The organism is Flagellimonas iocasae (genome assembly GCF_042682725.1).
Taxonomy (GTDB): Bacteria; Bacteroidota; Bacteroidia; order Flavobacteriales; family Flavobacteriaceae; genus Flagellimonas; species Flagellimonas iocasae.
Window position 1 is genome coordinate 808,548 of the sequence record NZ_JBHUHU010000005.1, and the last position, 13,454, is coordinate 822,001.

A 13,454-nucleotide genomic window follows, 5' to 3' on the forward strand; every position below is an offset into this window, starting at 1 on the left:
GTGATGCCCCAAGTGGGCTGCCAAGAATGAATTGAATCACCTCTATTTTGATGCGAAAGCACAAGTATCTGATTTGAAACCCTTTCATCTTGAAATATGGGGTTCATCCTGAAAGCTTAAAAAACCATTTGTTTAGTATTTTCGCCTAAATTGCAACGATGGCTCACAGGGTAATTATTGTAGACGACGAATTGCTGGCGCGGAAACGGATTGTGGAACTTCTGGGCACACGGCCCGAGTTTCAGATTGAAGCAGAATGTGCCAATGGCGAAGAGGCTGTGCTTAGAATCAATAAAATTCAACCTGATGTGCTTTTTCTGGATGTTGAGCTCAAAGACCTTACCGGTTTTGATGTGCTCCAACAAATCAGTCTCCAAAAAATGCCCCTGATTGTGTTCATCACCGCTTATGACAATTATGCTATCCAAGCATTCAACAACTACGCCTTGGATTTCCTATTGAAGCCCTTCAAAAATCACCGCTTTTTTGAAACACTAGATCGTATTGAGGAGCGCATAAAACTCAATACCAACGGAATCGATATTCGCAAATTCTTGTTGGATGTCCAGGGAGGTTCCGCCAATCCACTGGCATCCCGATTGCCCATTCGCGAAAATAACAGAACAGTTTTTGTGAACAAGGACCGTATTAAATATATCTGTGCATCCAGCTATTATTCAGATATTTTTAGTGTAGAAAAAAAATACACGGTTCGGGAATCGTTAAAAAATCTTATGCCCCAACTGAATACCCATAAGTTTATCCGAATTCATCGGTCAACCATCATAAATGTGGATTATATGCAAGAATTGGTGCACTCAGATTACAACGAAATGGATGTACGCATGCAAGATCAGGAACTATTCCGAATCAGTAAATCGTATAAAAAGGAATTTCTTCAAAAATTGGGATTGGGCTAATGCTAAAAACGTTGAAAAAATATAGTGAAAAACGCTTGATCATCTATTTGGTGGTCTTCTATACGTTTATCGCGCTGGTTGAATTTTTGCGCGGCTTTTACTTTTTGTACAGTGGTCCACAACGCGTAACAGATGACCTCGTCGGTCTTGTCATGGTCAGTTTTATGGACTGGGCCTTGGTACTCATTTATATGTGCTCGGTTTCACTACTCACCAAGTATCTTCTTTTAAAAAGGGTCGCATGGATCAAGATCATTCCTTTACATATTGTGCTGAGTATTATTCAAAGCTATTTGGTGGGATTTATCCCTCCTTTGCTTTTGGATTATTCCATGATCAACGCCAATTTCGCCTTTTTGGACAAGGTGACCCACACGTTTTTATTCAATGTCACTACCAACATTTTGCTGTACAGTTCCATGACACTGATTATTTATGCCTATTTCTATCTACAGCAAATCAAAGATCAGGAAATCCGGAACAAGGTGTTGGAGAACAGTTTGATCAAGTTCAAACTAAAGACTTTGGAAAGTCAGCTTAACCCCCATTTTCTGTTTAATACGCTAAATAGCATCTCCAGTCTTATTCCCAATAATCCCGATGCCGCCCAAGATATGGTAGCCGATATCAGCTTTTTGCTACGCAAATTCTTGAGCATAGATGATAAAAATTTTATAACCGTTCGAGAAGAGCTGGAAATCCTCGATTATTATACCAACATTCTTAAACAACGATTTCAAGAAGACTTGGTGATTACGAAACAAGTGGAGGAGGCTTTGCTTCACAAACAGATACCAAGATTGCTGATTCAGCCCATTATTGAAAATTCCATTAAACACGGGTTTTCGCAGAAAAACAAAAAGCTTCGCATTCATTTATCCATTGCTAAAAACGAGGATTCCATTGAGCTTTCGGTGGAGAACAATGGCAAAAAATTACCCAAATACCCTATTTATTCCAACAGTGGCATCGGCATCATCAACATTAAAGAGCGGTTACAGGCACTGTATCATGGTAAGTCTGATTTCCATTTTGAGAACATGGCCAGTGGAGTCAGGACCGTTATCACCATTCCTTATTCCTGAATCCAAAACCTTCAATGCAGGATTAAAGGAGTTCACATCAAATGCTCAGAGAATCAAATCAATTCTGAACAATCAACTGCGTAAAATCTGATTTTAGCATTGTTTTCAAAACGATGGTTTTGTTTGATGATTTATTCTTAAGCCAACTTTTTAAGTTGGCTTTCGTTCTTATTTACAACAGCTTATGATTAAAAAAATACTAGGACTACTGTTCATTCTCATGGTTGGGCAAGCACTTGCGCAAACAGCGTTTAAAGGTAAAATTGTGGACACCAATGGGGATGCGATTCCTTTTGCCAACATAGTGGCCATAAGTCAAACCGACTCCACCCTAATTAAAGGAGCCATCACCGATATGGACGGTTTGTTCAGCATCGATATAAAACAACCTGAAAATTCCTTTTTGTCCATTTCCTACGTGGGGTACAAGACCAAAGTCCTGTCCAATTTAAGCACAACCGATCTCGGGAAAATCTCCTTGGACGACCAAGCCCAAGAACTACAAGAGGTCGCTGTGGTGGCACAAAAGCCCTTCATCCAAAAGGAGCAGGACAAACTCGTTTTGAATATTGAGAACAGCATCGTCAACACGGGAAATTCAACCATGGAAATTCTGGAGAAAGCACCGGGTGTAATCATTGACCAAGATGATGTGATATCAATGAGTGGACGAACGGGCGTTCGCATTTATATTGATGGCAAGGATACCCGTCTTCAAGGCGAACAATTGGCGAATCTTCTGCGGAGCCTACCTTCATCCAACATCGAAAAAGTGGAGATCATTACCAATCCTTCTGTCCGCTACGAAGCACAGGGCAATGCCGGAATCATCAACATTGTAACCAAAAAAGGAAAATTGTATGGCACCAATGGCAGCGTTACCCTCAGTCCAGGATATGGTCGGTATTTTCGCTGGAATAGCTCCGTGGATTTTAATCATCGAACGGAAAAATTCAACCTGTATGGACAGTATTCCTATACCGACCGCAACCAATATCAGGAAATTGTCATTGATCGAACTTTTTTGGATGGGGAGCAACCTATGGGCTACTATGACCTTCAAAACGATTTTGAGCTTCCATTGAAAACGCATACCGGACGCTTGGGCTTGGATTATACCGCCAGCGAAAAAACTACCCTTGGTGTGCTCTTCACTGGCCTCAACAATGGCAACAAGAACATATCCACCAGCAATATTCTGGGTTACAATACGGACCGCGAACTCATTTCGGAAGAAAATACCGATACCAATATCAACTCGGAATGGAACCAGTTGACCGCTAACTTTAATGCACGGCACACCTTTACCGAAAAAAGTATCTTGAACTTCAACTTTGACCACGCCCGTTATAGCAATTGGTCCAACCAGCGGTTCACCTCCAATTTTGAATTCTTTGAAGACAATACAACAGCGCAGGACATCCTTTTGGGTGATATTGATGGTTATTTGAATCTTACCGGACTTACTTTGGATTATGAACTCACGCTGAAAAATGGGGATAGGTTTGAAGCCGGTTGGAAGAACACGTGGGTAACTTCGGACAATGATTTGGTGTATGTCAACGAAAACAACGGGGTCATCGCCCCTAACACCAATTTGAGCAACCATTTCATCTATGATGAAGATATTTATGCGGCCTATGCGAGCTACAACATCAACCGTGAAAAATGGAATGCGCAATTTGGGCTACGGGCCGAAAACACCTCTGTAATCGGAAACCAAGTAACCACAAATACCATCAATGAACGGGATTATTTAAACTTGTTTCCAACGGCTTCTTACAACTACACGTTTAATGAAAACCATACCCTGGGCCTATCCGCAGGACGCCGCATAGACCGGCCGGGTTATGCACAGCTCAACCCCTTTAGAACCTTTGTGAATACCAACACATACAGGGAAGGAAATCCTTACCTACAACCTCAATTTACGTGGGTAAGTGAAGTCAATTACACCTTTAAACAGCGGTATTATTTTGCTTTCAATGTTGGGTATACGGAAGACGTTCTTACCATGGCCATAGTTCGTGATGGAGATGAAGAGGTGGTCATTGTGCGCCCCATCAATATTGCCAATTTAAAAAGCTATTCACTTGTGGCCAGTTTGCCCATAAAATTTACCAATTGGTGGCAGAGCAATTGGAACCTTAATGCCTCCCTAAATGATTTTGATGGGGAAATTAATGGGTTCGATTTTGACCGCAACAATCCCGTGGTCAGTTTAAATACCAACCACAGTTTTGGACTTGGAAAGGGATATAGACTGCAAGCCGGGGCATTTTATCTGTTCCCGCACTATGCCACCATAACCAAGGCACGAACCATTTCGTCTTTTTCATTGGGACTTCAAAAAAATCTGTTCAATGATGCCATGACACTTCGGTTCAATGTCAATGATATTTTCTGGAACCAATACCCTACGGGTAGAACACGGTTTGGGAATTTGGATGATACCTTCACCAGCTATCGCGATACACGCTATGCCACCCTTTCCGTTTCATGGCGATTTGGCAAACAGTCGGTACAGCCTGTTCGTAGAAGACAGTCAGAAATTCAGGAAGAAATGAACCGGGCCAGACAGGAAAATAATAACCAAGGCTAACCCATTTGGCCCTATGATGTGCTTGGAAAAAGTTCTAACTTTAATGCCCTGAACTTTTTGAAAGCTTGTACACCATAATCGACATAGAAACCACTGGAAATGGCATAAAGGGGAATAAAATCACCGAAATTGCCATTTTTAAGTATGATGGCGACCAAATTGTGGATGAATTCACTTCCTTGGTGAACCCACAGTGCCCCATTCCCTATTTTATTACTGGCCTTACTGGGATTGATGACGACATGGTAAAGGATGCTCCTACCTTCCAAGAGATTGCCAAATCAATCCAAGAAATTACCAATGGTTGTGTTTTTGTGGCACACGCTGTGAATTTTGATTATGGTGTGATCAAAGAAGAGTTCCGCCAAATTGGTGTGGACTTTACCCGAAAAAAACTTTGTACCGTTCGTCTGTCCCGAAAGTTGATTCCTGGATTGCGTTCGTACAGTTTGGGTAAACTTTGCTCCGCAGTTCAAATTCCATTAACGGACCGACACCGTGCCCGTGGGGATGCCCATGCCACTACCCTACTTTTTCAACGATTGTTGAACACTCCTGACGCAGAACCTGTTTTTGAAAAGTTTTTGAATGCCCGAAGTCAAGAGGCAACCTTACCTCCCCATTTGCCCAAGTCAGTTTTTGATAAAATTCCGCCGAAACCAGGCATTTACTATTTTAAAAATCAGCAAGGCGGCATCATTTATGTGGGCAAGGCCATCAACCTAAAAAAAAGGGTGTTGGGCCATTTTTATGACAAGAGCGTCAAGGAAATTCAAATGTGCAGCGAAACCGCGGATATCGATTTTAAACTTTCGGGCAGTGAGCTGGTTGCCCTTTTGATGGAATCCGCAGAAATAAAAAGGCTGTTTCCACCATACAATCGCGCCCAAAAACGAACATTGAAACAATATGCCATTTTTGAGTATGAGGACCGGAACGGAATCCGGCATTTAGCGTTCAATACCCTAAAGGGTATCCCCAATCCCTTAAAAGTCTTTTATAACCAAACGGACTGCAGGGCCTATTTGGAGGAAATATGCAAAAATTTTGCGCTATGTCCCAAGTATTGTCATTTGCAACAGACCAATGCCGCTTGTTCCCATCACAGAATTACCACTTGCGAAGGGATTTGCAGGTCAGAGGAACCTGTTGAACGTTATAATGAAAAGGTTGGGACGGCCATTTCAGCAATGAAAGCTTTAGATGCAGAGGTGCGCGTCATCCGGGAAAAAGGAAGAAATCCGAATGAGCAAGCGGTAATATTAATTTCAGAAGGCGTTTACAAAGGATACGGATTCATTGACCAAGAAATGGAAGTCTCCAGTCTAGAGGATATTGAATCATTCATCATTCCACAAAAAAATACTTTGGAAGCCCAGCGTATTGTGGAGTCCCTGCTGCCTAAATTGGAGTCTTTTGTGCTATAACCCTTTTATCTTTCGATACATGCGTACCACAAAGGCTATCCAAAAGACTATAATCAGGGCAACTACAACAATATAAGGAAGTATGATTTCCATAATTGGATTGGTTTTGGTCATGTAGCCCCGACACCAGAATTCTTGGTTGAGAATTCGTATTGTTTCCCTTGAAAAGGGCGCAGTAAAGCAAAACCAACTCAGTAGCCATGCTTTCTCAATTCTAATTTAGTAAGAAAAAGTTTACGCAATGTTAGAAAATCATGAATTTTGGCACATTTTCCACATCAGACCGTCAACCAAACCTTAAAAATGGCATCCTCATCTCCCAAATACTGAAAACCTTTATATAAATCCCGCTGATTGACGGCATAGGGATAAAATGAAATGGGTTCAATACAGACCATGTTCCTTACCTCGGTCCAACACATAAAGTTTCCAAAACCTTCCGTTTTTATGGTAATTTCCTTTTCATCTTTTAGCGTGATGGATGTGCAGTTTTCCAGTTGCAATGCTCTACTTCCCACTTCCAAGACCTCATCCAATAAAATTTTCTGATTATTGGCGATTATGGTCGGGGCTGCTGAATGTAGTTTAAACGCAGGATGATAACCTAGCATAAAAGGCATATCTCTTTCCCCTGAAATGGTGAAGGTCACTTCCAAGGTTTGGTCTTTCAAAGAATAGGATTTTTTAAACCGAAAGTTATAGGGCCAAATCAACACTGCTTCAGAAGATTTATCGGGAAATTTCGAATTCTTTATGGGGCTACCGGCTTGATATTCCTTTACAAAAACAGCGGAGTCCTCAGTTTGGGATTGCAATTTATAGTCCAACTCCCGCAACAATCCATGTTGATCTTGAATAGCCTCGCCCTTGGGAACCTCAACTCTAAAATTAGCTTCATTGGTTGGGCCAATGATAGGAAACATTTCGGTGTCTGAGCTTCGCCATCCCGGACTTCCTTTTTGATGGATAAACTCATGTCCATCTACTGCAAAACTCACTAATTCCCCTGCATCAATACCGACAACGGTATTTTCATTTTTGAGCTCGATCATTATTTGGTATTTATCAATCTGTAGATCAAAATTGCTGTACGCTTGGTCAAGGCCTCGATGGTGTTTAGGTTTACGGTCTCTTCTGGGGTATGTGCATCTGAGCCCATTGTTCCCAATCCGTCTAAACAATCCACATATTGGGCCACGAAGGACACATCTGCCGCACCTCTTTTGCCAGGGTCATAAGCAAGCACTTCCCCTTGGTTCAAATCCAAACTTACTTGGTTTAGCGTTTCCAGCAGTTGCATATTGCCCTCGGTGGGCTGCATGGCTGGATAACTATCCGTGAAACTTATGGTAGCCGATGTCTTGGGCAGATTTTGACCCACAATTTCCCGCATTTTGGAACGGGCCCTTTCTTTTTGTTCTTCGGAAATGAATCGGAGGCCGCCCCGAACCATGGCTTTTTGTGCAACCACATTGGTTTTACCAAAAACGTCGCCTTTGCTCGTTGAAGCATCAAAATTCACGAAGGTACCTCCCAAAAGTGTCCCAGGATTGAACGTCAATAAATCTTCACCTTTTACGTCGGTGTAAAATTCATGAAGGATCCGGGAAATTTCAAAAATAGCCCCAGCTCCTGTGTTTTCACTAAAAATTCCGGAGGAATGGGCGCGCTTTCCCTCCACTTCAACTTCCCATCCTGAGGCTCCTCTTCGGGCGACTGTGGCATAATTGAAGCCTGTTGACGTCTCAAAACCCAACGCAATATCACTTCGCTGTGCGGCCTCCACCAAATCCTTCCGACTTATGGTCAAGGGCTTACCAGTGCTTTCTTCATCTCCTGTAAAGGCGGCAATAATCTGGGCATCCTTCAGCAATCCATTCTCTTGCAATGCCTTTAAAGCGTATAGTACAATGACATCGCCTCCCTTCATATCGTTGCCCCCTGGGGCATGGGCGATACTATCATTGACCATTTCAAAAGTCTGGAAAGGACTATCCTCTTCAAAAACCGTATCTAAATGACCGATAAGCAATAGTTTCTTTCCTTTCGTTCCTGAAGTTTCAGCAAATAAATGCCCAGCTCGGTCCATTTCTGATGGCATTTCAATCCATTTTGTCTGAAAACCAATATTGTCAAAAGCATCCTTAAAGACCATTCCCACTTCCTTGACACCCTCTGCGTTCAATGTGCCGCTATTGATGTTGACCACTTTTTTTAAAAAATCAATGGCCTCTCCATTATTTTTTTCAATGGAGGATACAATCTTTTTTTCGGTTCTGGACAGTTTTTGAGCTGTGAGCGTTATGGTTAGAAAAAGGAGGGCTGGGGTGAGAATTCGCTTTAAAATCATGTTGGCCTATTTTACGTCCCAAGGTATCAATTTTATATGGATTAATCCCTTGAATCGATATGGCCTACTCGAACTTAATGGCTTTGACCGGAGTTATTTTTGTAATGATGTAGGATGGCACCAACAGCATCAGCAGGCATAGCAACATTACCCCTACATTCAGAAAAATTACCGTAGGTACGTCCATATAAACCGGGATGTAGTCAATGTAATATTCCTCTGGGTTTGGGAATTTAAACAAACGGTATTTGTCTTGAATAAATAGAAGTCCCAACCCTAAAACATTGCCCCACAGCAACCCTACAGCAATCAGGTATGCGGCATTGTACAAAAACACCTTTCTGACACTCCAGTTGGCCGAACCCAGTGCTTTTAGAATACCAATCATCTGGGTTCGCTCCAATATCAACACCAAAAGTGCTGTGATCATGTTGATACCCCCCACAATGATCATAATCCCGATGATGAGGGCTATGTTAAAATCGAAAAGTCCAATCCACTCAAAAATGCGATAGTATTTGGTCTTGATGTTCTGCGCATCCAAACTGGAAGGTGTTTTGCCATATATTTCATCACTTTTTGCCTCCAATTGGTCAAAATCATCCAGAAAAACCTCAAAACTGCCCACTTGGTCTTCATCCCATTGGTTCATGCGCTGAATGTGACGGATATCCACAAAAACATAGGTGGCATCAAACTCCTCAAAACCGCTATCGTAAATACCCACAATTTCAAACCTACGCGTGTTGGGAGGTCTGCTGGCATCTCCATCCTTCAGGAAGAAGGAAAAAAAAGTGTCTCCCACACCCAATTGCAGGCGATTGGCCATCATTTGGGATAGCAACACTTCTTCATTAAGTTCTCCAGAATAATCGGGCAGTCTTCCTTCAACTAGATATTCGGCAAATGCAGACCAATCATAATCTTTGCCTACGCCTTTGGCCAAAATTCCTTCAAAAGTGTCTTCCGTTCTTATGATTCCACCTTTGGTGGCCACTGCCTGAACATGTTGTACTCCGTCCACATTGGTAAACTCTGGGTAAAAATCTTGATTTAGATCAATGGGAGAGATAGAAACATCGGAAGTGTTGTTATCGTAGTTAGAAATTTGGATGTGTCCGTTGAACGCAGCTACTTTTTCCCGAATTTTACGCTTGAGCCCAACCCCTGTGGCAATGGCTATGAGCATCATGACCACGCCAATGGCGATTGCGGCAATGGCAATTTTTATTATAGGGGCGGAAATACTAATTTTATGCTCCTTCCCTGTAATCAGGCGTTTGGCAATAAACAATTCTAAATTCAACGAATGCCCATTTTATCTCTATTCAAAAGTACAGTTTTATTGTTGGTTTTGGCGTTTTCTTCGTGCAGGGGACAGCAAAAAGAAGTAAAACCTATGTCGGCCGTAGTCTCCGAGACCCCTATTCCAAAAATTAAAGTGGCCGCCAATAGAACCGAAGCTTATCTGCCCATGCTCCAAGGAAAAAAGGTGGGAATAGTGGCCAATCCAACCAGTGTTGTTTTTAATAATCAAGGGTATACGCACTTGGTGGATTCGTTGGTTTCTTTACATGTTGAAGTGAAGAAAGTCTTCGCTCCGGAACATGGATTCCGCGGTCAGGCCGACGCAGGAGAGCATGTTAAGGATGGGGTTGATGCCCAAACGGGAATTCCCATCATTTCATTGTATGGCAAAAACCGAAAACCTTCCCAAGACCTCTTGGATGGACTGGATGTCATTGTTTTTGATATCCAAGATGTTGGGGTTCGCTTTTACACCTTTATTGCCACCCTGCAATTGGTGATGGAGGCCTGTGCGGAGCACAAAACACCCATTATTGTTTTGGACCGACCCAATCCCAACGGACATTATGTGGACGGACCTACTATGGAAAAGGAAAACACCAGTTTTTTGGGGATGACGACCATTCCTTTGGTGTATGGAATGACCATTGGCGAATATGCGCAACTACTCAACGGCGAAGGATGGTTGGAAAATGGACAAAGAGCGGATTTGACCGTGATTCAATTGGAAAACTATACGCACGATTCCGAATATCACCTCCCTATTCGTCCTTCCCCCAACTTACCGAATGATGTCTCCATTACGCTTTATCCAAGTCTAGGCCTTTTTGAAGGTACCAATGTAAATGCCGGAAGGGGAACGGAGTTTCAGTTTCAACGATATGGGGCCTCATTTATGGACAGTACAAAATATGATTTCAGCTATGTTCCCGAACCTAATTTTGGGTCGAAAAGCCCTAAAGAGGAGGGAAAAATGTGTTTTGGAAAGGATTTATCAAAATCTCCTCGCATGTATGAAGTTTCCTTACAATGGGTTATGGATGCTTACCAAAATACCATGGACAAGTCCAAATTCTTCCTTACTGACGGATTCACTAAACATGCTGGAACAGCTCTTTTGCAGCAGCAAATTGAAGCCGGACTTTCCGAAGCCGAGATAAAGGCCACTTGGCAAGATGATTTGGAGGCTTTTAAAAAAATTCGGGAGAAGTATTTGATTTATAATTAACCTGTAGCCTGACACGCCTGCCGTAGGCAGGAATTTCACAGATTTACACGAACGCTCTCGAATGTAAAGATTTCGTCACCCTGAACTGGTTTCAGGGTTGATGGGATGCCGAATCCAGTTCGGCATGACTTGGTGTACGTATTGTAGTGTCCCCTTGAGGGGACTTTAGGGGTGTAATTAGTCCGACACGCCTGCCTGCCGTAGGTAAGAATTTCGCAAATCACTAGAATGTACCCATTATTTTCAGGACGTCATGCTGAACTCGTTTCAGCATCACAGCAGAGTTAATGTTTGTCTCATTTTAACGACATCTCGACTGCGCTCGATGTGACATTTTTTCGATGTACACCTCCATTAAAATGTTAGCTTTCCGTAGTTGGTCTACGATACTTATGAAAAGGTTGCTTTAGCAATCCTTTGATGCTGCTGTTCTCTTTTTCATCCGGGAAAGTATCCACTCCGTACACAATTTTATCTACATCCATGGTCATATAGGTCCCGAAAAGTCGGTCCCAAATGGCAAAAATATTCCCGTAGTTGGAATCGGTATACGGTAATTGATAGTGATGGTGCACTTTATGCATATCGGGACTAACGATAACCCAGCTAATGGCCGTATCCACCTTTTTGGGTAATCGAATATTGGCGTGGTTGAACTGGGAAAGTACCACGGAAAGACTTTGATACAACATGATGATTCCAATGGGAGCCCCAACAAGAAAAACACCTATCAACGTAAATGTGTACCGAATTAAACTTTCCAACGGATGGTGTCTATTGGCCGTAGTGGTATCCACATTATGATCGGAATGATGTACCAAGTGGACCATCCAAAGAGGTTTAACCTTATGTTCCACCCAATGGGCCGCATAAGCGCCGATTAAATCCAAAAATAGCACTCCCAACAGAACATAAAGCCACAAAGGCATTTCGGGCAGCCAATTTATGATGCCAAATTGGTTTTGAATCGCCCAATCCGAGGTTTTTAACAGCAAAAATGCCAGTGGAAAATTTACGATAATCGTGGTCAGTGTAAAGAAAAAATTGGGGATGGAATGCCTCCATTTTTTATAGGGGACACTAAAAAGCGGCATGATTCCTTCCAAAATCCAAAAGAAGGTGATTCCGCCCACTAAAATAAGGCTTCGGTGCCATGAGGGAATGGTTTCAAAGTAGGTAATGAGTTGTTCCATGTTCATTAAAAATGCTACTACACAATTACCTAAAATAAAAATAATATTGGAAAAACCCGTAAGCTGCCTTTCTGTTAAAAATCAAAAAACTTTCAAGGCTAACAGAAAATTAAGGGGACTTGTCTGGGTGGTAATTGGATTATTGGAAACTTTGGGTTTAAACCCATATCTCATTTCAGCCATCGCAATTTTGTAGCGGACCCCTATTCCCAACGAAAAGGAAATCCGATAGGTTGAAATATCATCTCCCAACAATTCTCTTTCTGCAAGAGTTTCTGTGCCATAAAATACATTATTGGAATATTCCGACCCTTTGCTTGAAACCAAAAAACCATGATTCACCCCAAAATTTCCGAAAAAATTCGCGTCAGATGTCTCATTTCCAAAATTGAATCGCAATGCATTGGTCATTTCCAAATATTTCAAATCAACATCAAAATAATAGTCAATGTATTGTTGTGAATTGACTTGGTTTCGAGTGTATCCCCCAAACACATAGTTCTGGAGAAGAATCTCATTATAAAAAACCATTTTTCTTGATTTGCGAATCATTTGGATATCAAAAGCAACACCGTAGGTAAAACTGCTGGCCGATTTAGGGTCAGCTTGATAACCCGCAAAAGGGCCATCCCCTGAAACCGTGAATGAGGTAAGGTTTAAGCCCCCTAAGACATAAAATGAAATATCCGCAGGTTCTCTTTTCTCAATGTAATCACTTCCTCCCGAAACACACTCATTGTAATCTATTACAGCTCGTTTTAGGCTTATGGTGTTAAATTGTATTTCCCTGGTATTCATTGATTTATTACAATCAGAAAACAAGATGCTCAACTGTCCCACATATTGATTTATGGTTGATTTGTTCAACCTATTAAGCTTTACCAACTCCACATTAGCGTTTTCTTTGATTGCAAAATAGTGCAGTCTTGTATCCCGATACGTATATAAACTTACCGTGCCGTCAATCAAAACCCTCAAGAAAACCCGTTTTAGAACCCATTCCAATTCAGAAAAATCCCTTAAGTTTTGGGCAAATTGGTCATTGATGTTCAAATCTACAACCCTTGAAATGTATCTATCTCCATTTATTTCAAAGCCAGTAATTTGCGATGGATCATAGGTTTCCAACTTCCCACCAACGAGTACTTTAATTTGGTCCGGGGTTCTGGACATATTACTGAATTCCTGCATCTCTCCCTCTACCACTGTGCCGTTGGCCAACGTTACCTTTGCATTTTGTGCGTGAATGGACAAGGATAAAAAAATAGCACTTATACCAAGTGCAAGATTAATCTTCATATTTTGAGGTCTTTTTCTTCAATAAGCAAACATCAGATTTCA

10 protein-coding genes are annotated in these 13,454 nt (G+C 41.8%); 5 read left to right on the forward strand and 5 right to left on the reverse strand.

Annotated features, from left to right (window positions below; genetic code table 11):
* Positions 1-158 precede the first annotated feature (158 nt).
* From ACFSJE_RS17400 to ACFSJE_RS17415, 4 genes are all read left to right on the forward strand, one after another.
* Positions 159-920 (forward strand): LytR/AlgR family response regulator transcription factor, encoded by a 762-nt coding sequence (locus ACFSJE_RS17400; RefSeq protein WP_379832146.1) that lies wholly within the window; start codon positions 159-161, stop codon positions 918-920.
* Positions 920-2,005: a sensor histidine kinase gene (locus ACFSJE_RS17405; RefSeq protein WP_379832147.1), complete on the forward strand. Its 1,086-nt coding sequence runs from the start codon at positions 920-922 to the stop codon at positions 2,003-2,005. The genes ACFSJE_RS17400 and ACFSJE_RS17405 overlap by 1 nt, the downstream gene beginning before the upstream one ends.
* A gap of 184 nt (positions 2,006-2,189) precedes the next feature.
* On the forward strand, positions 2,190-4,607 hold the full coding sequence (locus ACFSJE_RS17410) for a TonB-dependent receptor domain-containing protein (RefSeq protein WP_379832148.1): 2,418 nt from the start codon (positions 2,190-2,192) through the stop codon (positions 4,605-4,607).
* Between the two features lie 65 nt (positions 4,608-4,672).
* Positions 4,673-6,034, forward strand: coding sequence for an exonuclease domain-containing protein (locus ACFSJE_RS17415; protein WP_379832149.1), 1,362 nt, complete (start codon positions 4,673-4,675; stop codon positions 6,032-6,034).
* A gap of 278 nt (positions 6,035-6,312) precedes the next feature.
* Here the strand turns inward: ACFSJE_RS17415 and ACFSJE_RS17420 are convergent, their stop codons facing one another.
* The 3 genes from ACFSJE_RS17420 to ACFSJE_RS17430 all read right to left on the reverse strand — a co-directional run bounded on the left by ACFSJE_RS17420 (position 6,313) and on the right by ACFSJE_RS17430 (position 9,690).
* A complete protein-coding gene (locus tag ACFSJE_RS17420; protein ID WP_379832151.1) occupies positions 6,313-7,086 on the reverse strand; it encodes an aldose 1-epimerase in 774 nt (257 codons plus the stop codon).
* Complete coding sequence (locus ACFSJE_RS17425; RefSeq protein ID WP_379832152.1) at positions 7,086-8,384, reverse strand: M20/M25/M40 family metallo-hydrolase; 1,299 nt, start codon at positions 8,382-8,384, stop codon at positions 7,086-7,088. Before ACFSJE_RS17425 ends, ACFSJE_RS17420 begins: the two co-directional genes overlap by 1 nt.
* A gap of 64 nt (positions 8,385-8,448) precedes the next feature.
* Positions 8,449-9,690 carry an ABC transporter permease gene (locus ACFSJE_RS17430; protein ID WP_379832153.1) on the reverse strand — a complete coding sequence of 414 codons (1,242 nt, stop codon included), beginning with the start codon at positions 9,688-9,690 and terminating at the stop codon, positions 8,449-8,451.
* Between the two features lie 3 nt (positions 9,691-9,693).
* Here ACFSJE_RS17430 and ACFSJE_RS17435 point away from each other — a divergent pair, with 3 nt between their 5' ends.
* Positions 9,694-10,920, forward strand: a complete 1,227-nt coding sequence (locus ACFSJE_RS17435) for an exo-beta-N-acetylmuramidase NamZ family protein (RefSeq protein WP_379832155.1) — start codon at positions 9,694-9,696, stop codon at positions 10,918-10,920.
* 362 nt (positions 10,921-11,282) lie between these two features.
* Here ACFSJE_RS17435 and ACFSJE_RS17440 read toward each other — a convergent pair whose 3' ends face one another.
* On the reverse strand, positions 11,283-12,113 hold the full coding sequence (locus tag ACFSJE_RS17440) for a sterol desaturase family protein (protein ID WP_379832157.1): 831 nt from the start codon (positions 12,111-12,113) through the stop codon (positions 11,283-11,285).
* An 81-nt stretch (positions 12,114-12,194) separates the two neighbouring features.
* Positions 12,195-13,412: a hypothetical protein gene (locus tag ACFSJE_RS17445; RefSeq protein WP_379832158.1), complete on the reverse strand. Its 1,218-nt coding sequence runs from the start codon at positions 13,410-13,412 to the stop codon at positions 12,195-12,197.
* Positions 13,413-13,454 lie beyond the last annotated feature (42 nt).

Coding starts and splice junctions, on each gene's coding strand:
- ACFSJE_RS17425 (WP_379832152.1), bottom strand. CDS start 8,384: ATGATTTTAAAGCGAATTCTCACCCCAGCCCTCCTTTTTCTAACCATA.
- ACFSJE_RS17420 (WP_379832151.1), bottom strand. CDS start 7,086: ATGATCGAGCTCAAAAATGAAAATACCGTTGTCGGTATTGATGCAGGG.
- ACFSJE_RS17405 (WP_379832147.1), top strand. CDS start 920: ATGCTAAAAACGTTGAAAAAATATAGTGAAAAACGCTTGATCATCTAT.
- ACFSJE_RS17410 (WP_379832148.1), top strand. CDS start 2,190: ATGATTAAAAAAATACTAGGACTACTGTTCATTCTCATGGTTGGGCAA.
- ACFSJE_RS17435 (WP_379832155.1), top strand. CDS start 9,694: ATGCCCATTTTATCTCTATTCAAAAGTACAGTTTTATTGTTGGTTTTG.
- ACFSJE_RS17400 (WP_379832146.1), top strand. CDS start 159: ATGGCTCACAGGGTAATTATTGTAGACGACGAATTGCTGGCGCGGAAA.
- ACFSJE_RS17445 (WP_379832158.1), bottom strand. CDS start 13,412: ATGAAGATTAATCTTGCACTTGGTATAAGTGCTATTTTTTTATCCTTG.
- ACFSJE_RS17440 (WP_379832157.1), bottom strand. CDS start 12,113: ATGGAACAACTCATTACCTACTTTGAAACCATTCCCTCATGGCACCGA.